The organism is Bacillus sp. PK3-067 (assembly GCF_056738645.1).
In genome coordinates this window covers 4,804,213-4,821,126 of the sequence record NZ_CP096490.1, presented here as the reverse complement: position 1 = coordinate 4,821,126, position 16,914 = coordinate 4,804,213, and the positions used below count along the sequence as shown (strand labels likewise).

Below are 16,914 nucleotides of genomic sequence, written 5' to 3'. Positions count from 1 at the left end.
AAGCTCGTTTTATTTATTTTGCTTAAGAAAGAAATGGAACAGTGGTATATATGATACCTGCCCCATCATACTCTCCTGTCGCAAAGTATGAAAATGTAAAGAAACCTGTAACCGTAAAAATTACAATAAGAAAAAGTGCGAAGATAAATTTTAACATGTAAGGTCCCCTCATCCAAAAATAACTTCATACATTATTATAGTATACGAATATTTTATTTCCAATTGTTTACTGGTTAAAAATGAGAAGTCAGACATGTTTTGTATGTTGTAATGGAATGATTATTTGTAATGGATTTTGTGTTTTTTGTAAATGTCATGTTGTGATGGACGTGTGCATACTCCCAATCATGATCATTAAAATTTATGTTTCGGGGAGGGAGAAGTGGGACGACATCGAACAAGTTGACGAAACGAAAGCTACTAGCTACTTGTAGTTTATAATAATTTCGAAAAGCGATATCTCCTACTTTTGGAGAAGCGAATGTATAAAGTCCATACTGTGCGAAGGCAGTATTTATACGTGCATCTAATATGTGTAATGTGGCAAGCGCGCCACCTAGACTATGCCCAGTAGCTAGCAGTTTTTTATGTGCTGGCAATGATACGAGCATATCCATAATAGAATCACGACAAGACTCATAAATAGAGAGAAAACCGTTATGGACATTTCCGCCATTTAAAGCATAAGGATAAGGTTTTTGATTGACGAGAGAATCAATAATCCAATCGGGGTCTGTTTGAGTGCCTCTGAAGGCAACAATAATTGTATCCTCAGATTCTAATATAAATCCGAACCATTCTGTTGTTTGAATGGCCTTTCCTTGAAACCCTTGTACATATTGAAAACCATCTGGTATTTCGAAAATGCCATTTTGTTTATATTGTTCATACGTTAACTCACAACAAGAAGCTAACAGTATGGCAGTGTCTTTATCAAAGGATAAAGGAGTACGCATTAAGGAAGCCCTCCTTAAGAAAAAGTATAGTTTAATATATGCAGTGAGGAACTTGATTCATTCTTTTGGAGGTGGGGAATAGCTTGTATCGCTTATCTAAATCAGTGGAGGAAATTATAACGTCAAAATAAAACAGTGCCTGATAAGGGCACTGTTTACTCTTTTTCATCTCAAGGAATCGACTTTTTTAGTTATTCTTAATGAACTGACGCATACGTTAGTTGCATAAGTAAGAGGTTTGAAAAAATAGTCTGTATATATTTGAACGATGAATAACTTACCTATTTTCTTATGTTTGTTTACACTATATACAGAAAAATTTGAAAAACAAAACGTATTATTTATCTGTTTGTTTTTGCTTCTTTTTCAAATACTCCGTACGCAATTTTTCAAGTTGCTGCTTTTTATCAAATTTGGCAGGTTTCTGTTTTTCATGGAACTTTGCCACAGCTACCTGACTTTTGGAATCCAATTGATATTTTCCCACTTTGTTCACCTACTTTTCTTGTCTCTAAAGAGAATCTATTCAACAAATATAATATACCTTATTTTCCTGAAGTAAACCTTATTACTTTATTTTAACTGCTTTTTCTCGTTTGTAGACGTAAATTAAAACACCCTTTCACTGCATTACTGCAAGCAAGGGTGTTTTAATTTTATTATTTTATTAGTTGATGGCCATGCCTACATAAGGGCACAGTTTACTCTTTCCCATCTAATAAACGACCAAGTCCACCTAATACACTACCTTCGCCAGTACTTTGCGCTGCTGGGCTTGTAAGGCGTGCTGCTAAGCGGCTAAGTGTTAAGGACTGAATCCAAACTGTTCCAGGACCTTCTAATGTTGCGAAGAATAAACCCTCGCCGCCAAATAGAGCTGTTTTTACTTTACCAACGAACTCGACATCATAGTTAATGTCTTTTGTCATAGCAACGAGACAACCTGTATCAATGCGAAGTTTCTCACCAGGTTTTAATTCACGTTTATATACAGTTCCACCTGCGTGCATGAAAGCAAGGCCATCACCTTCAAGTTTCTGCATGATGAAACCTTCACCACCGAAGAAACCAGTTCCTATTTTTTTCGTAAATTCAATTCCGATAGAAACACCTTTTGCGGCACAAAGAAAGGCATCTTTTTGACAAACTACTTTTCCTTGATACTCTGTTAAATCTACAGGAATAATTTTACCAGGATAAGGAGCAGCAAATGAGACGTGGCGCTTGCCGTGACCTGTATTTGTAAATACAGTCATAAACATACTTTCGCCTGTAACGAGACGTTTACCAGCGCCCATTAATTTTCCGAATAAACCTCCAGATGGGCCAGAACCATCACCGAAGATTGTTTCCATTTCTATGTAATCTTCCATCATCATCATTGCGCCAGCTTCTGCGATCACGCTCTCTTCTGGATCTAACTCAATTTCAACAAACTGCATATCATCGCCATATAACTTATACTCGATTTCGTGTGCTCTCATTTTTTTCACCTCGTATGTAATAGATACTTATATTGTACAGAATTTAATAGGATTAGAATACTTTAGTTTTGTTAATTTTCAAATAAAGTGGAACCAGCCAAAACTGATTATCAGCTCCCGCCAATCAAGCTGTCCACAAATGGCGGGATAATATATGAATATGGAAATTCAACATTATATTAAAATTATAAAAAAATGGTGGAATGAAAGTGTTCTCATTTGACGTTTTGGATATAGCGTGATATAGTGAAATCACTATTGAGCTACATAATGTGGTACGGAAATAAAGCACGTTGAATTAAAGGCTGTAAGCTTGTTATACATTCATGTCCTTTATATCCACCTTTTCATGTGGATTCATAGTTTCATTTTTATTTAGGAGGTACATGACATGCAAACAGGTAAAGTTAAATGGTTCAACAGCGAAAAAGGTTTCGGTTTCATCGAAGTTGAAGGTGGAGACGATGTATTCGTTCACTTCTCAGCTATCCAAGGTGACGGATTCAAAACTTTAGAAGAAGGTCAAGAAGTTTCTTTCGAAATCGTTGAAGGTAACCGTGGACCACAAGCTGCTAACGTTACAAAAAACTAATTAGCTAGCGATAAAAAGCATTCCGATTTTCGGAATGCTTTTTTTTATTCTTTGGAACTAGATTCATTTGAAGATAATTCACCTTTGAAGGTACGTTCTTCAAAATCATCAAGCATTTGTTCATATTCTTCATGCTCTTCTGTAGCGAAAACTTGTGGGTTTTTCCCGTACATATCCGTACCGATAAAGTTTTCAAAATCCTCCACGTAGCCTACGTTTTCTTCACTATTTACATACATGCCATTATAGTTTTTTGAATCTTGTCTTTCTAAATCAGACGGCGTTTCAGATGTTCCGTAATTTGCGACATCTTGCCACGCATCTTCCGCATCGTACTCAACAGAATGGTCCTCATCATGCTTGTGGAAAGAAGGGGATAACACTTCCTCTTCAACTGGACGCGTATCCATGTTTAATTTATTTGTCGCGTGCTGAACGCATGTTGTAGCAGTCGGCATTGCTTCTAATCTTTCGAATGGAATCTCTTCGCCAGACACTTCGCAAATGCCGTACGTACCCGCTTCTATTTTTTGCAAGGCGTGTTTCGTGTCATCAAGCTGTTTATGCCAAAGTTCAATAAGCCCGAAGTCTTTTTCACGTTCATATAGCTCTGTAGCCATATCAGCTGGATGGTTATCATAGCTAGACAGTTCTCCTACTGAGTCACGTTCAGAAGCACGATCTGTATTTTCATGAGTTTGTATCGTTTGCTCTAGTTCTTGTTTTTGTTTTTCTAAAATGGATTTAAATTGACCTACTTGTTGTGGAGTTAACATAGTCGTCCACCTTCCTACAATTCAGTTTCTTTACATAGTATGAGCGTTGAGAGTAGGAATTATGAGATGAATTTTAGATATGAAAAAGGAGCCGCATAAGCAGCTCCTTTTATAGAAAGTATCCAAGTAATAATCCGATTCCCATTAGGAAACCGAAGATTGTATTTGTTTTTGCTGTTGCAATCATCGCAGGTACCATTTCCATCGGAATGCTTTTGCCGATAAAGCCTTTCGTCGCTTTAAATGCTTTCGGAGCACTTAAAAATACGATAAGCATCCATGGTGATACGATGCCCACGATAATTAAAGCAATTGTCCAAATGTAGGAAACGATGAACATCGAAGCAAGTACACCAACAGCTCGCTCACGTCCGACGAGAATTGCTAACGTTTTACGACCGTTTTCTTTATCGCCATCCAAGTCACGGATATTATTCGCTAGTAAAATGGCACCAATTAAAATGGAGCTTGGAATAGATAGTAAAATGACTTCTGATGTTACAGTTCCAGTTTGAATAAAGAATGAAATCCCAATAATAATGACACCCATAAATAATCCGGCTGTCAACTCTCCAAATGGTGTATATGCAATTGGAAGTGGGCCACCTGTATAAAGGTAAGCAACAGCCATACAAACAAGACCGATTGCAGCAAGCCACCAGCTAGAATTCATACAAATATAAACACCTAATAGTATTGCGATGCCGAAAAATCCAAATGCTAAGTTAAGCACTGTTTTTGGCTGAATGCCATCGCGAACGATAGCGCCGCCGATACCAACTGAACCTTCGTGATCGAGTCCTCTTTTATAATCAAAGTATTCATTAAACATGTTTGTTGCTGCTTGAATGAGAAGACAAGCAAGAAGCATCATAAGGAAAAGAGGAAGATGTATTTGATTTATACCTCCGACCTGCATCGAATATGCTGTTCCGATGAAAACAGGCACGAAAGCTGCTGTTAATGTATGGGGACGTAGTAAACTCCACCAGATGCGCCAGCCGGTTTGCTTACTTGGCTTTGGCGCCGTAGGAGAGGAATTCGTTTTGACGTTCATTTCCATGTTGAATCCTCCTTTGGTCACATATTGTACACAACTAAGTGTAGAAAAAGCATCATTTAGTGTCAACGTTTATTTTCTAGGAAGAGAAGGTGAATTTCTCAGAAATGCTAAACGTTGACAGGCCTTTCGTTTGAGGTGTATCTTAAAATCAAGCGTAATTATGACTATTTTTCGCCCATAGGGGGGAGACAATTGTGATTCAAACGAAACAAAAAGGCTTGCAAGAAGTTCTTATTGCAGCTATCAAGCGTGCAACTAACGAAAAAACATTGGTTAGTTTTGTAAAACAAATAGACTGGGTGGATCCGCTTCTGTTCTATGCAGCAGGAAAAAGGATTTCATTCGAAAATAGATGTTATTTTGCAGACCCGGCTCAGCATGTAATATTTGCAGGAATTGGCTCTGTTTTCACTATAGCAAATTCTTCTCATAAGCGCTTTCAAACCGCTCGCGACGAGTGGGAGAAAGTAAAAGAGAATGCATTTGTCCAAAGAGATGAATATGAATTTGGAACGGGTCCGCTTTTATTTGGTGGTTTTTCATTTGATCCAGAAAAAGAGAAAACGGACCTATGGAAAGAATTTAAAGATACGACATTTTCACTACCAGCATTTTTATTAACTGTAAAAAATGAAAAAGCATGGTTAACGATGAATACATTTGTTTCAGCAACAGATTGTGCAGAAACTCTTTCTAACGAAATGATTTCTTTAGAAGAGAAGATTTTGGGAGAGAGTAAATGTGCGCTAAACGGATCGAAATTGACTGTTATTTCTAAAGTAGAAGTGGATCCGAAAGGCTGGATGAAAGCAATTGAAAAAGTACAAGATGAGATGAAGCAGGGTAACGTGCAGAAGGTTGTATTGGCGAGGGAACTAAAAGTAGAGATGAATCAGTCGATTGATTCTGCTCTTGTTTTAGAAGCACTTCGCATTGGTCAACCGGATTGTTACGTATTTTCTTTTGATTATAAAGGAGCATGCTTCTTAGGAGCGACGCCTGAGAGATTAATTCGCAAAGAAGATGAGAAATTTACATCGATGTGTCTTGCGGGTTCAATCGGTCATGGTCATTCTATAGAAGAAAGTAAGCGAAATAGTAATGCGCTTCTTCATGATGAAAAGAATTTAGCTGAACATGGGTATGTTGTTAACATGATCCGCTCGGTACTAAATGAACATTGCGAATACGTTAATATTCCGGAAAGCCCAGGTTTATTAACAACGAAAAACTTAATTCACTTATATACGCCTGTAGAAGCAAAAGGCGATGCGAGTCTTTTAACAATGGTAGAAGAATTACATCCAACACCAGCTCTTGGCGGGACACCTCGTTTGGAAGCGATGAAACTGATCCGTGATGTTGAATTGTTAGACAGAGGGTTGTATGGTGCACCGATTGGCTGGATAGATGATGAAGGAAATGGTGAATTTGCGGTTGCGCTGCGCTGCGGATTATTAAACGGCGAGAAAGCATCCTTATTTGCCGGTTGTGGTATTGTAATTGATTCAATCCCGCAGCTTGAATATGAAGAAACAAGTTTGAAGTTTAGACCGATGCTTGGTGCTTTGGAGGAATTAATGAAATGAACAATCATATAGAAGCATTATCATATTATTTAGGCGCGTTCGTGGATGAACTGACGCGTCTAGATGTATGTGATGTTGTCATTAGTCCAGGCTCACGGTCAACGCCGATTGCTTTACTAATGGAACAACACGAAGGAATGAACACATATTTACATGTGGATGAAAGATCAGCAGGATTTTTCGCGCTCGGTATTGCGAAAGCAAAAAAACGCCCAGTAGCATTATTATGTACGTCAGGAACAGCAGCAGCGAACTATTATCCAGCTGTATGTGAAGCTTTTCATTCAAGGGTCCCACTTATCGTCTTAACAGCGGATAGACCGCATGAATTAAGAGATGTTGGTGCACCACAAGCAATGAATCAATTTAATTTATACGGTACTTTTGTGAAACAATTTACAGAGATGGCACTGCCAGAAGCAAGTGAAGCGATGTATCATTACGCTCGTATGACGACGCAGCGTATAGTAGCAAATGCTTGTTTAGCGCCGCAGGGTCCTGTTCATCTTAATTTTCCAGTTCGCGAGCCACTTATCCCTGATTTCTCACTAGAAAGCTTATGGGATAAAGGACGTAGTGAATATACAGGAGTAGTTCAGCAAGGAAACGCGGTGATGCCGAGTGAATATGTAGATTCTCTTGTAGGGCGCCTTTCACATATGGAAAAGGGGCTTATTATTTGTGGAGATGATAGTCATGCAGAAATTGCAATGTTTGCAACGCAACTAGCTGAAAAAACTGGCTATCCTATATTAGCAGACCCACTTTCTAATATTCGTAGCGGACACCACGATAAAACGATGGTAATTGACTGTTATGATACATTTTTACGAAATGAAAAGTTAAAAGAAACATGGAAACCGGACGTTTTAATTCGCTTTGGTGGTATGCCTGTTTCTAAATCATTAACGCAGTTCATAAAAAAACAAACAAAAGCAGTTCATATCGTTGTCGATGAATCAGGACAATGGAGAGATCCAGCTCTTGTTGCGACAGAAGTTGTGCAAGCAAGTGACATTGAATTCTGCAAGGCATTAATAGAAAAAATGCCAGTTATGAAAAAGAATGATTGGTCCCTAATGTGGCAACATATAAACGAAAAAACGAAGGAAACGCTTCGTGAAATGGAAACATATGAAACTGCATTTGAAGGAAAGGTTATTACAGATATTGTGCGCGTATTACCAGAAGACGCAACGTTATTTGCGAGCAATAGTATGCCAATTCGTGATACAGACTCATTCTTCTTCACATCGGATAAAAACATCCATGTGATGGCAAACCGTGGTGTAAATGGTATTGATGGAATCATTTCGACAGCTCTAGGAGCAAGCGTTATTTGCGACCCACTTGTATTAGTAATTGGTGATTTATCATTTTATCACGATTTAAATGGACTGTTAGCAGCGAAATTACATGAATTAAATATAACAATTGTCGTTGTAAATAATGATGGTGGGGGTATTTTCTCATTCTTACCACAGTATGAGAAAAAGGAACATTTTGAATCATTATTTGGAACACCAATTGGACTTGATTATGAGCACGTTGTCAAAATGTACGGCGGTTCATTTAGCCGTGTAAATGGTTGGGAGCAATTCCGAGAAGAAGTTCGAAAAGGAACGACGACAGAAGGTTTACACGTTGTGGAAATTTGTACGAATCGTGATGAAAACTTAACATTGCACCGTACGTTATGGGCAAAAACACAGGACGTAATTACTACATCGTTGCAAGGTGAATCAAAATGAACGTAACGCTGCAAGGTGTATCGTATGAATATGAAGTAGTCGGAAGCGGGGAACCACTTCTACTTCTTCATGGTTTTACGGGAAGCATGGAAACGTGGCGTTCTTTTATCTTTTCATGGAGTGAGCAGTTTCAAGTTATTGTAGTGGATCTTGTTGGACACGGAAAGACTGAGAGTCCTGAAAATGTTGCGCATTATGATATCCGAAATGTGGCATTGCAAATGAAAGAACTACTAGATTACCTTCATATTGAAAAAGCACATATACTTGGCTACTCAATGGGAGGAAGACTGGCGATTACGATGGCATGTCTATATCCAGATTATGTACACTCTCTTTTATTAGAAAATTGTACAGCTGGGCTCGAAAACGAAGCAGATAGAAAAGAACGTCGTGAAAAAGATGATCGACTTGCCGATAAAATTGAGCGAGAAGACATAGAAAGTTTTGTATCTATGTGGGAAAATATTCCGCTTTTTGAAACGCAAAAACGTTTAGCAAAAAACGTACAAGAAGCGGTGCGAAAAGAACGACTTGCTAACAATCCAAAAGGACTTGCAAATAGCTTGCGCGGCATGGGAACGGGGGCTCAGCCTTCATGGTGGGATGAGCTGAAAAACTTAAAAATACCTGTTCTTTTAATGAACGGAGAGTATGATGAAAAGTTCTTTCGTATATTAAAAAATATTGAAAAATGCATCTCTGACGCGAAATTTGTCAAAATTGATGGTGCTGGCCATGCAATTCATGTGGAACAACCGGAAAAGTTTGATACAATAGTAAAGGGATTTCTAAAAACTATGCAGTGATGCTTTTTTCAGTTAAGAATGAAGTTACACTTATAGAGGAGATCAGAAATATACAAGGAGGTAGTTGTAATGGCTATTGAATGGGTAAAAGAAGGCAATTACGAAGATATTATTTATTCAACATACAATGGTATCGCAAAGATTTCGATTAACCGCCCTGAAGTACATAATGCATTCCGTCCTAAAACGGTAATGGAGTTAATCGACGCTTTTGCACAAGCTCGTGATGATGCAAATGTTGGCGTTATCATTTTAACAGGTGAAGGTGGACGTGCATTCTGTTCTGGCGGCGACCAAAAAGTTCGCGGTCATGGTGGATATGTAGGTGACGACCAAATCCCTCGTTTAAACGTATTAGACTTACAACGTCTAATTCGCGCAATTCCTAAACCAGTTATCGCAATGGTAGCAGGTTATGCAATCGGTGGTGGACACGTACTTCATATCGTATGTGACTTAACAATCGCTGCAGACAACGCTGTATTCGGACAAACAGGTCCTAAAGTAGGAAGCTTTGACGGTGGATACGGAGCTGGTTACTTAGCTCGTATGGTAGGCCACAAGAAAGCTCGCGAAATTTGGTACCTATGCCGTCAATACAACGCTCAAGAAGCACTTGATATGGGCTTAGTAAACACTGTAGTACCATTAGAAGAGCTTGAAGCAGAAACAGTACAATGGGCACAAGAAATTTTAGCAAACAGCCCAATGGCACTTCGTTTCCTAAAAGCTGCATTCAACGCAGACACAGACGGTCTAGCTGGTATTCAACAACTAGCTGGAGATGCAACGTTATTGTACTACACAACTGACGAAGCAAAAGAAGGTCGTGACGCATTCAAAGAAAAACGCAGTCCGGACTTCGGTCAATTCCCTCGTTTCCCTTGATCAAACCAAAAGCGGAAGCGGCTTGCTTAGAACAAGAGGGCGTTGGAACTCCTGACGTAGAGGCGCTTTTTGCCTCGTAGGAAGGCGTGAAACGACCGACTGTTCTAGCCGCTGTAGCTGGATGAAACCAAAAGCGAAAGCAGCTCGTTCAGAATGTGAGGGGGATGGAGCTTCTGACGTAGAGGCGCTTTTTGCCTCGTAGGAAGAAGTGAAGCCACCGAGCATTCTAGCTGCTGTAGCTGGATAAGACCAAACCGGAAACAAAACAACTAAGAGACTTGATATCATATCAAGTCTCTTTCTTTCATGAAAGGAGAATGAATGATGGAGACGATGCCAAATTGGTTAATGCAACGTGCATTTTTAACACCAGATCGCACTGCAATTGAAATAGAGGAAGAGAAAGTTACTTTTATGGAGCTGCATGAAAAAGTAGTATCTGTTTGTGAACACCTCACGCATGTTGGAGTGGAGCGAGGGCAAAAGGTGGCTGTTCTGATGAAAAATGGTATGGAGATGATTACAGTTATTCACGCCCTATCTTATGTAGGTGCAGTAGCTGTGCTTTTAAATACGCGTCTTTCAAGAGAAGAGCTACTTTGGCAAATGGATGATGCTGAAGTTGTTTGTTTAGTAACGGATCAAGATTTTGATGCTAAAGATGTTCCTGTTTATTCATTAGCCGAAGTGATGAATGGACCAAAAGAGGAAGCCTCTATACAAGAAGAGTTTTCTTTAGAAGAAGCGATGACAATTATTTATACGTCTGGGACGACAGGCAAACCGAAAGGCGTTATTTTAACGTACGGCAATCATTGGGCAAGCGCAGTCGGTTCGTCGCTTAATTTAGGACTTCGTGATGATGATTGTTGGTTAGCCTGCATGCCGATGTTCCATGTTGGCGGGCTATCTCTTTTAATGAAAAACATTATGTATGGCATGCGTATTTTACTTGTTCCGAAATATGATGCTGATTTTATTCATAAAGCACTTCAAACGAGAGGAGTAACAATTATTTCTGTCGTTTCTAAAATGTTAACTGATTTATTAGAGCGACTTGGGGCAGAGACATATCCATCTTCTTTACGATGCATGTTACTTGGCGGAGGACCAGCGCCAAAACCACTATTAGAAGCATGTGTAGAAAAAGGAATTCCTGTATATCAAACGTACGGTATGACAGAAACATCTTCGCAAATTTGTACGTTATCCGCAGATTACATGTTAACGAAAGTAGGATCAGCTGGAAAACCACTATTTCAGTGCCAACTTCGTATTGAAAAAGATGGCGTAGTAGTGCCACCATTTGCGGAAGGTGAGATTGTAGTAAAAGGACCGAACGTAACAGGCGGTTACTTTAACCGTGAAGATGCGACGCGAGAGACTATTCAAAACGGATGGCTTCATACTGGCGACCTCGGTTATTTAGACGAAGAAGGGTTTTTATACGTATTAGATCGCCGCAGTGATTTAATTATTTCTGGCGGAGAGAATATATACCCAGCTCAAATTGAAGAAGTGTTACTCTCCCATCCGGCAGTAGCGGAAGCTGGCGTTGTCGGTATGTCTGACGACAAATGGGGACAAGTACCAGCTGCTTTTGTTGTGAAAAGCGGGGCGGTAACAGAAGAAGAAATTCTTCATTTTTGCGAGGAGAAGTTAGCGAAATATAAAGTGCCGAAGAAAGCATGTTTCTTAAAGGAATTACCACGTAACGCTTCGAAAAAATTGTTAAGACGAGAGTTAAGACAATTAGTGGAGGAGATGTAGGTGGAAATAAAAAAAGCGACACTGTATATAACGGAAATGCCACTCGTAATCCCGTTTGCTGCAAGCTACGGGACTTACGAAAAGCGTGAGAGTATCGTTATTGAATTAGAGGATACGGACGGGTACATCGGATTTGGGGAAGTCGTTGCATTCTCTGAACCGTGGTATACGGAAGAAACGGTGAAGACAGCGCTGCATGTACTGCAAGACTTTTTAATACCTGATTTATTAAAGGCTGAAATTTCTCATCCGAATGAGGTACCGGGTCTATTTCAACATATAAAAAGAAACCGAATGGCAAAAGCCGGAATAGAGGGGGCTGTTTGGGATTTATATGCGAAGCGTCAAAAGAAATCGCTAGCGACAGTACTTGGCGGAACTAGTCATGAAATTGAAGTCGGCGTTGTAATTGGCCTTAATACGATTCCAGTTATGTTAAAACAAATCGAGAAGTACGCGGAAGAAGGATACGAGCGTTTTAAAGTGAAAATAAAGCCAGAGCATGATTACGAATTATTGAAAGAGATTCGTAAAGAGTTCCCAGGTATCCCGTTAATGGCTGATGCAAACTCAGCATATACATTAGGGGATACGGAGAGGCTGAAACGACTAGATGAATTCCAATTAATGATGATTGAACAACCGTTAGCGGATTACGATTTTCTTGATCACGCGGAATTGCAAAAGAAAATTGAAACGCCGATTTGTTTAGATGAAAGTATTCATAGTTTAGAAGATGCACGCGTTGCGATTACGCTTGGCAGCTGCCAAATTGTGAACATTAAACCAGGGCGAGTGGGCGGATTAACAGAATCAATCCAAATCCATAATTATTGTATGGAACATAACGTACCCGTTTGGTGCGGTGGTATGGTAGAGATGGGGATTTCACGAGCGCAAAATGTTGCTCTTGCGTCATTGCCTAACTTTACGATTCCAGGAGATATATCTGCTTCTAGTAGACATTGGGAGCAGGATATTATTTGGCCGGAAGTGATGCTTGAGGGCGGGAAAGTGATGGTGCCGCAAAGCGTTGATGCTGAGTATGAAGTAGATCGCGGAAGATTGGAAGAAATTACGAAGCAGCGGATTGTGTTTGAGCGGTAAATGGAAGTTTCATTAGGATGCCCGCAAATAGCGAGAGGATTTTGTCGTTCATTGTCGGTAAGTCGATATATTTCAATAATTGCTGATATAATTTGAGTTACGGTCGATATAATTGGAAAATCGCTGATATAATTTTATTTACCAAGGTTACTCTAACGAGTAGCCTTTTTGTATTGTACAAATTGGATAGACTAGTTTACAATCGAGCGTATAAAAATGGAATGAAAAAGGGGGAGTAAAATGAAGCGCATTTCAATTTTAATAGCGGATGATGAGGCAGAAATTGCTGATTTAATTGAGATACATTTAGAAAAAGAAGGGTACCACGTCGTGAAAGCAGCTGATGGAGAAGAGGCAATTCATATTATTGAAACGCAGCCAATCGACTTGGTAATTTTAGATATTATGATGCCGAAAATGGATGGGTATGAGGTGACGCGTCAAATTCGCACGAAACATCATATGCCGATTATTTTTTTAAGCGCGAAAACTTCGGACTTTGATAAGGTGACAGGTCTTGTACTAGGCGCGGATGATTATATGACGAAGCCTTTCACACCAATTGAATTAGTTGCACGTGTAAATGCACAACTGCGTAGGTTTTTTACGTTAAATCAACCGAAAGTAGCGGAGAGTAAATCTGCTTTAGAATTAGGCGGAGTCGTAATTAATCCCGAGCGTAGGACGGTTGATGTATATGGTGAGCAAATTGAATTAACGCCGAAAGAGTTTGATATTTTATATTTATTAGCGAGTCATCCGAAGAAAGTGTACAATGTAGAAAATATTTTTCAGCACGTATGGGCAGACGATTATTATGAAGGTGGAAATACAGTAATGGTACATATTCGTACGTTGCGGAAGAAACTTGGAGAAGATAAAAGAAAGGATAAATTAATAAAAACAGTGTGGGGAGTAGGTTATACTTTTAATGGCTAATATGATGAAAAGTTTTCGATTTAAAATGATTGCCTTATTTGCGTTAAGTATGGTACTTGCAGCAACTGTAACTTATATAATTTATAAAGGATTGCAGCTGTATTATAAAACGATGGTTCGCTACGAAGAGCCTTTAGCACAATTTAGGTCAATGGTAAGGGAATTTGGAGACATTAATTTCTTTTTAATTTTCTTTATTCCGTTATCTATTATCTTTTTCTTCTTTTTGACAAAACCGTATTTAAAATACTTTGATGAAATTTCTAATGGGATTCATCATCTTGCGAACGGTAACTTTACGAATAAAGTTCAAGTTTCATCAAATGATGAGTTTGGAAATATCGCGCGTGAAATAAATGTTGCAAGTGAAAAGTTAAAAGAAGCTGTTGAAAGAGGAGACTTTGCTGAAAGTAGTAAAGATCAGCTTGTTGTGAATTTAGCTCATGATTTAAGAACACCATTAACATCCGTGTTAGGATATTTAGATTTAATTCTTAAAGATGAAAATTTAACAAAAGAACAAATTAAACATTTCTCCACAATTGCATATACAAAATCGCAAAGATTGGAAAGTTTAATTGATGAGCTATTTGAAATTACACGTATGAATTATGGCATGCTAAAGCTGGATAAAAAGCCGATTGATATAAGTGAGTTGCTTATACAGTTAGAGGAGGAATTGTATCCGTTATTAGAAAAACATCATTTAGAAGCTAGATTGAATGTGGCTCCTCATTTACCGATGCACGGTGATGGAAAATTGTTAGCTAGAGTATTTGAAAACTTGTTAACAAATGCCGTTCGTTACGGCTATGATGGACAATTTGTTGATATGAATGGGTATGTTGATAATGGAGAAGTTGTCGTACAAATTATGAATTACGGAGATAGCATCCCGGAAGAAGATTTACCGTATCTTTTTGATATGTTCTATACAGGTGATAAAGCAAGAACTGAGAACCGTGGCGGGACAGGCCTTGGACTATTTATTGCGAAAAATATTGTCGAGCAACATAACGGTACGATTTCTGCTGAGAGCAATGTAGTTAGAACGATATTTGAAGTACGATTGCCAAAAGACGAGAATGTAACAATTTAATAAAAATTTAAACTTTACCCCACTTTTTATTTTAATAGTTTTTTCTATTCTATACGTAAGTTACGTTAAGGAGGAACTAGAAATGAAAAAGTGGGTATTTATTTCTTTTTTTATAGTATGCACAGTATGTGTAGGCGTTTATATATCACCGTTATTTCAAAAGGAAATCGACGTTAAAATTGTCGGGAAAGATGAGCTAGTAAAGGCGGCAAACACCGATGGGAAAGAGATTACGAAGGAACAAATTTATAAGGGCGATTTATTATTAGTTAACAGGGATTACCCAGTAAAAAAAGATAGTATTAGGTCTGATATTATAAATGTAAATCATAATAGTGAATTAGTGAGAGGCTATGTAATATTTGATAGAAATCTTCGTTTATCAAAGGATGTTGTGAAAAAGTTTTTGAACGTTGTCGATGCGGCTGGAAAAGAAAGTGTTAACCATTTTTTGATTAGTAGTGGCTATAGAGATTTCCAAGAGCAAAAACAGCTATATGAAAAAATGGGATCTGATTATGCACTTCCAGCAGGATACAGTGAACATAACTTAGGATTATCACTGGACATTGGGTCTACTCAAAAGAAAATGGAGAAAGCGCCTGAAGGAAAATGGATTGAAGAGAACGTATGGAAGCATGGCTTTGTATTACGTTATCCGAAAAATAAAAGTAACATTACAGGCATTCAATATGAGCCATGGCATATACGTTATGTAGGCTTACCTCATAGCGCAATTATGCAAAAAAAGAATTTCACACTAGAGGAATATTTAGAGTTTTTAAAAGAGGAAAAAGAGATTTCAACTGAAGTCGAAGGTAAGAAATATACTGTTTCTTATTATAAAGTTTCTGAGAATATGAAAGTGAACGTTCCAGCAAACAAGCAGTATGAAATTTCCGGGAACAATATGGATGGGGTTATTGTGACGGTTCAGGAATAGAGAAAAAGCTATCTGAAGTAGATAGCTTTTTTTCATGATTGGCCCCGGTCATATGCCTATCAAGCTAGCGAAATAAATGAATGGATACGAAATATAGTTGTTTTTAAACTAGCAAGTAAAAGTAGGAGTGCTAAAAAAGTTTATTAAAGTGCGATTTTTTTATTAGGTACTTGTCTATGCTTTATCGTTGTTTTATACACAATATCGGATTATAAAAATGGTCACCTTCTTATATCGATGAGATTTAAGAACATTCTTTTTAAGCAGTTGATAAAGGCGTTTGCTTGAAATAGGAACGAAAAGGAATTATTAATTATATAAATTGCTCTAGATTTGCACCGAATGAATTAGTTATGAGATTTATTTTAAATGTCATTAAATAATTGTTTTATGCAAATTAATAGTAACAAATATTGATGGTTATTAATAGACTAGTTTAATTTTTCTGAATGTTTTACTATTTAAATTGCGAGATAATAAAAGTGTATTTTTATTGTTTTCTGCTGTTATATATTTAGGAGGGAGAATGGTAGATGAAAAAGAAATTTATCAAGGGGATGATTTCTGCTGCATTATTGCTGAGCTTTACTTTACCATCAATTGCTGATGCAAGTATTGAAACGGAAGATGATGGTATTGTAACCGAGTATATCCCTGAAATTAATCTAGGCATTGATTTATCAAAGGTTGACACTTCTGACTTCGATTTTGAAAATTTTGAAAAAGAGTATGATTTTTTAGTAAATGACCCTGTTTTTTTACAACTAGAGGAGGAAGTAAGTAAACTAAGGGTTGAATCTGTTGTTGAAAAAAATCCTTTTACTGGCGAATTGGTTGTTAAGCAGGAAATATTGCCGGCTATTGTTCTTGGTGCATTAAGAGTATTAGTTTCAAAAGTAGGTAGAACTGCTGCGGATAAAGCCTGGGCGGTTGCGCGTCCATATGTACAAAAGGCACTCAATTCTCCGAAGCAATATATTTTAGAAGCAGCTAAGGGTGGAATGATAATACAAGTACGTTCTAAAGCTACTGGTAACCGAGTTTTTGCCATAGATTATCATTATATTGATGGAAAAGGTCCTATTTTACATTATCATAGTCCTCCTAATGTCGGTGCACATAAATATTTTAGATAATGTCTAAGGAGC

At 38.1% G+C, this 16,914-nt stretch carries 17 protein-coding genes; 11 read left to right on the top strand and 6 right to left on the bottom strand.

From position 1 onward, the window contains the following. Nucleotides 1-22: 22 nt before the first annotated feature. The 4 genes from M1D73_RS24885 to M1D73_RS24870 all read right to left on the bottom strand — a co-directional run bounded on the left by M1D73_RS24885 (nucleotide 23) and on the right by M1D73_RS24870 (nucleotide 2,440). A complete protein-coding gene (locus M1D73_RS24885) occupies nucleotides 23-157 on the bottom strand; it encodes a hypothetical protein (RefSeq protein ID WP_000911075.1) in 135 nt (44 codons plus the stop codon). Between the two features lie 76 nt (nucleotides 158-233). Further along, nucleotides 234-956 (bottom strand): lipase family protein, encoded by a 723-nt coding sequence (locus tag M1D73_RS24880; RefSeq protein WP_001260111.1) that lies wholly within the window; start codon nucleotides 954-956, stop codon nucleotides 234-236. Between the two features lie 337 nt (nucleotides 957-1,293). Next, nucleotides 1,294-1,443 (bottom strand): hypothetical protein, encoded by a 150-nt coding sequence (locus tag M1D73_RS24875; RefSeq protein WP_000521639.1) that lies wholly within the window; start codon nucleotides 1,441-1,443, stop codon nucleotides 1,294-1,296. Between the two features lie 214 nt (nucleotides 1,444-1,657). Next, nucleotides 1,658-2,440 carry a TIGR00266 family protein gene (locus M1D73_RS24870; protein WP_001201257.1) on the bottom strand — a complete coding sequence of 261 codons (783 nt, stop codon included), beginning with the start codon at nucleotides 2,438-2,440 and terminating at the stop codon, nucleotides 1,658-1,660. Nucleotides 2,441-2,831: 391 nt separating this feature from the next. On the opposite strand from M1D73_RS24870, the gene cspD reads away from it, so the two are divergent. Beyond that, a complete protein-coding gene (cspD, locus tag M1D73_RS24865; protein ID WP_001193054.1) occupies nucleotides 2,832-3,032 on the top strand; it encodes a cold-shock protein CspD in 201 nt (66 codons plus the stop codon). A 44-nt stretch (nucleotides 3,033-3,076) separates the two neighbouring features. Here cspD and M1D73_RS24860 read toward each other — a convergent pair whose 3' ends face one another. Beyond that, nucleotides 3,077-3,808: a yteA family sporulation protein gene (locus M1D73_RS24860; RefSeq protein ID WP_071740500.1), complete on the bottom strand. Its 732-nt coding sequence runs from the start codon at nucleotides 3,806-3,808 to the stop codon at nucleotides 3,077-3,079. A gap of 109 nt (nucleotides 3,809-3,917) precedes the next feature. Further along, nucleotides 3,918-4,871 (bottom strand): 1,4-dihydroxy-2-naphthoate polyprenyltransferase, encoded by a 954-nt coding sequence (locus M1D73_RS24855; RefSeq protein WP_000425770.1) that lies wholly within the window; start codon nucleotides 4,869-4,871, stop codon nucleotides 3,918-3,920. A gap of 194 nt (nucleotides 4,872-5,065) precedes the next feature. Here M1D73_RS24855 and M1D73_RS24850 point away from each other — a divergent pair, with 194 nt between their 5' ends. The 10 genes from M1D73_RS24850 (at nucleotide 5,066) to M1D73_RS24805 (ending at nucleotide 16,902) form a co-directional block, all read left to right on the top strand. After that, nucleotides 5,066-6,460 carry an isochorismate synthase gene (locus M1D73_RS24850; RefSeq protein WP_000616739.1) on the top strand — a complete coding sequence of 465 codons (1,395 nt, stop codon included), beginning with the start codon at nucleotides 5,066-5,068 and terminating at the stop codon, nucleotides 6,458-6,460. Then, the gene (gene menD / locus M1D73_RS24845; RefSeq protein ID WP_001059195.1) at nucleotides 6,457-8,211 is read left to right on the top strand and encodes a 2-succinyl-5-enolpyruvyl-6-hydroxy-3-cyclohexene-1-carboxylic-acid synthase; all 1,755 of its coding nucleotides are present in this window, start codon (nucleotides 6,457-6,459) and stop codon (nucleotides 8,209-8,211) included. The genes M1D73_RS24850 and menD overlap by 4 nt, the downstream gene beginning before the upstream one ends. Next, the gene (gene menH / locus M1D73_RS24840; protein ID WP_001103345.1) at nucleotides 8,208-9,020 is read left to right on the top strand and encodes a 2-succinyl-6-hydroxy-2,4-cyclohexadiene-1-carboxylate synthase; all 813 of its coding nucleotides are present in this window, start codon (nucleotides 8,208-8,210) and stop codon (nucleotides 9,018-9,020) included. Before menD ends, menH begins: the two co-directional genes overlap by 4 nt. A gap of 69 nt (nucleotides 9,021-9,089) precedes the next feature. Further along, the gene (gene menB / locus M1D73_RS24835; protein WP_000963881.1) at nucleotides 9,090-9,908 is read left to right on the top strand and encodes a 1,4-dihydroxy-2-naphthoyl-CoA synthase; all 819 of its coding nucleotides are present in this window, start codon (nucleotides 9,090-9,092) and stop codon (nucleotides 9,906-9,908) included. A 324-nt stretch (nucleotides 9,909-10,232) separates the two neighbouring features. Further along, nucleotides 10,233-11,678, top strand: coding sequence for an o-succinylbenzoate--CoA ligase (locus tag M1D73_RS24830; RefSeq protein WP_121868468.1), 1,446 nt, complete (start codon nucleotides 10,233-10,235; stop codon nucleotides 11,676-11,678). Then, nucleotides 11,679-12,785 (top strand): o-succinylbenzoate synthase, encoded by a 1,107-nt coding sequence (gene menC, locus M1D73_RS24825; RefSeq protein WP_000403308.1) that lies wholly within the window; start codon nucleotides 11,679-11,681, stop codon nucleotides 12,783-12,785. A 240-nt stretch (nucleotides 12,786-13,025) separates the two neighbouring features. Then, a complete protein-coding gene (locus tag M1D73_RS24820; protein WP_000822489.1) occupies nucleotides 13,026-13,724 on the top strand; it encodes a response regulator transcription factor in 699 nt (232 codons plus the stop codon). Next, nucleotides 13,717-14,823 (top strand): sensor histidine kinase, encoded by a 1,107-nt coding sequence (locus M1D73_RS24815; protein ID WP_000002598.1) that lies wholly within the window; start codon nucleotides 13,717-13,719, stop codon nucleotides 14,821-14,823. The genes M1D73_RS24820 and M1D73_RS24815 overlap by 8 nt, the downstream gene beginning before the upstream one ends. A gap of 82 nt (nucleotides 14,824-14,905) precedes the next feature. Beyond that, nucleotides 14,906-15,766 carry a D-Ala-D-Ala carboxypeptidase VanY gene (locus M1D73_RS24810; RefSeq protein WP_000759406.1) on the top strand — a complete coding sequence of 287 codons (861 nt, stop codon included), beginning with the start codon at nucleotides 14,906-14,908 and terminating at the stop codon, nucleotides 15,764-15,766. Nucleotides 15,767-16,299: 533 nt separating this feature from the next. Next, nucleotides 16,300-16,902, top strand: coding sequence for a hypothetical protein (locus M1D73_RS24805; protein WP_000726217.1), 603 nt, complete (start codon nucleotides 16,300-16,302; stop codon nucleotides 16,900-16,902). Nucleotides 16,903-16,914 lie beyond the last annotated feature (12 nt).

Coding starts and splice junctions, on each gene's coding strand:
- M1D73_RS24885 (WP_000911075.1), bottom strand. CDS start 157: ATGTTAAAATTTATCTTCGCACTTTTTCTTATTGTAATTTTTACGGTT.
- M1D73_RS24880 (WP_001260111.1), bottom strand. CDS start 956: ATGCGTACTCCTTTATCCTTTGATAAAGACACTGCCATACTGTTAGCT.
- M1D73_RS24870 (WP_001201257.1), bottom strand. CDS start 2,440: ATGAGAGCACACGAAATCGAGTATAAGTTATATGGCGATGATATGCAG.
- cspD (WP_001193054.1), top strand. CDS start 2,832: ATGCAAACAGGTAAAGTTAAATGGTTCAACAGCGAAAAAGGTTTCGGT.
- M1D73_RS24860 (WP_071740500.1), bottom strand. CDS start 3,808: ATGTTAACTCCACAACAAGTAGGTCAATTTAAATCCATTTTAGAAAAA.
- M1D73_RS24855 (WP_000425770.1), bottom strand. CDS start 4,871: ATGGAAATGAACGTCAAAACGAATTCCTCTCCTACGGCGCCAAAGCCA.
- menD (WP_001059195.1), top strand. CDS start 6,457: ATGAACAATCATATAGAAGCATTATCATATTATTTAGGCGCGTTCGTG.
- menH (WP_001103345.1), top strand. CDS start 8,208: ATGAACGTAACGCTGCAAGGTGTATCGTATGAATATGAAGTAGTCGGA.
- menB (WP_000963881.1), top strand. CDS start 9,090: ATGGCTATTGAATGGGTAAAAGAAGGCAATTACGAAGATATTATTTAT.
- M1D73_RS24830 (WP_121868468.1), top strand. CDS start 10,233: ATGGAGACGATGCCAAATTGGTTAATGCAACGTGCATTTTTAACACCA.
- M1D73_RS24820 (WP_000822489.1), top strand. CDS start 13,026: ATGAAGCGCATTTCAATTTTAATAGCGGATGATGAGGCAGAAATTGCT.
- M1D73_RS24815 (WP_000002598.1), top strand. CDS start 13,717: ATGGCTAATATGATGAAAAGTTTTCGATTTAAAATGATTGCCTTATTT.
- M1D73_RS24810 (WP_000759406.1), top strand. CDS start 14,906: ATGAAAAAGTGGGTATTTATTTCTTTTTTTATAGTATGCACAGTATGT.
- M1D73_RS24805 (WP_000726217.1), top strand. CDS start 16,300: ATGAAAAAGAAATTTATCAAGGGGATGATTTCTGCTGCATTATTGCTG.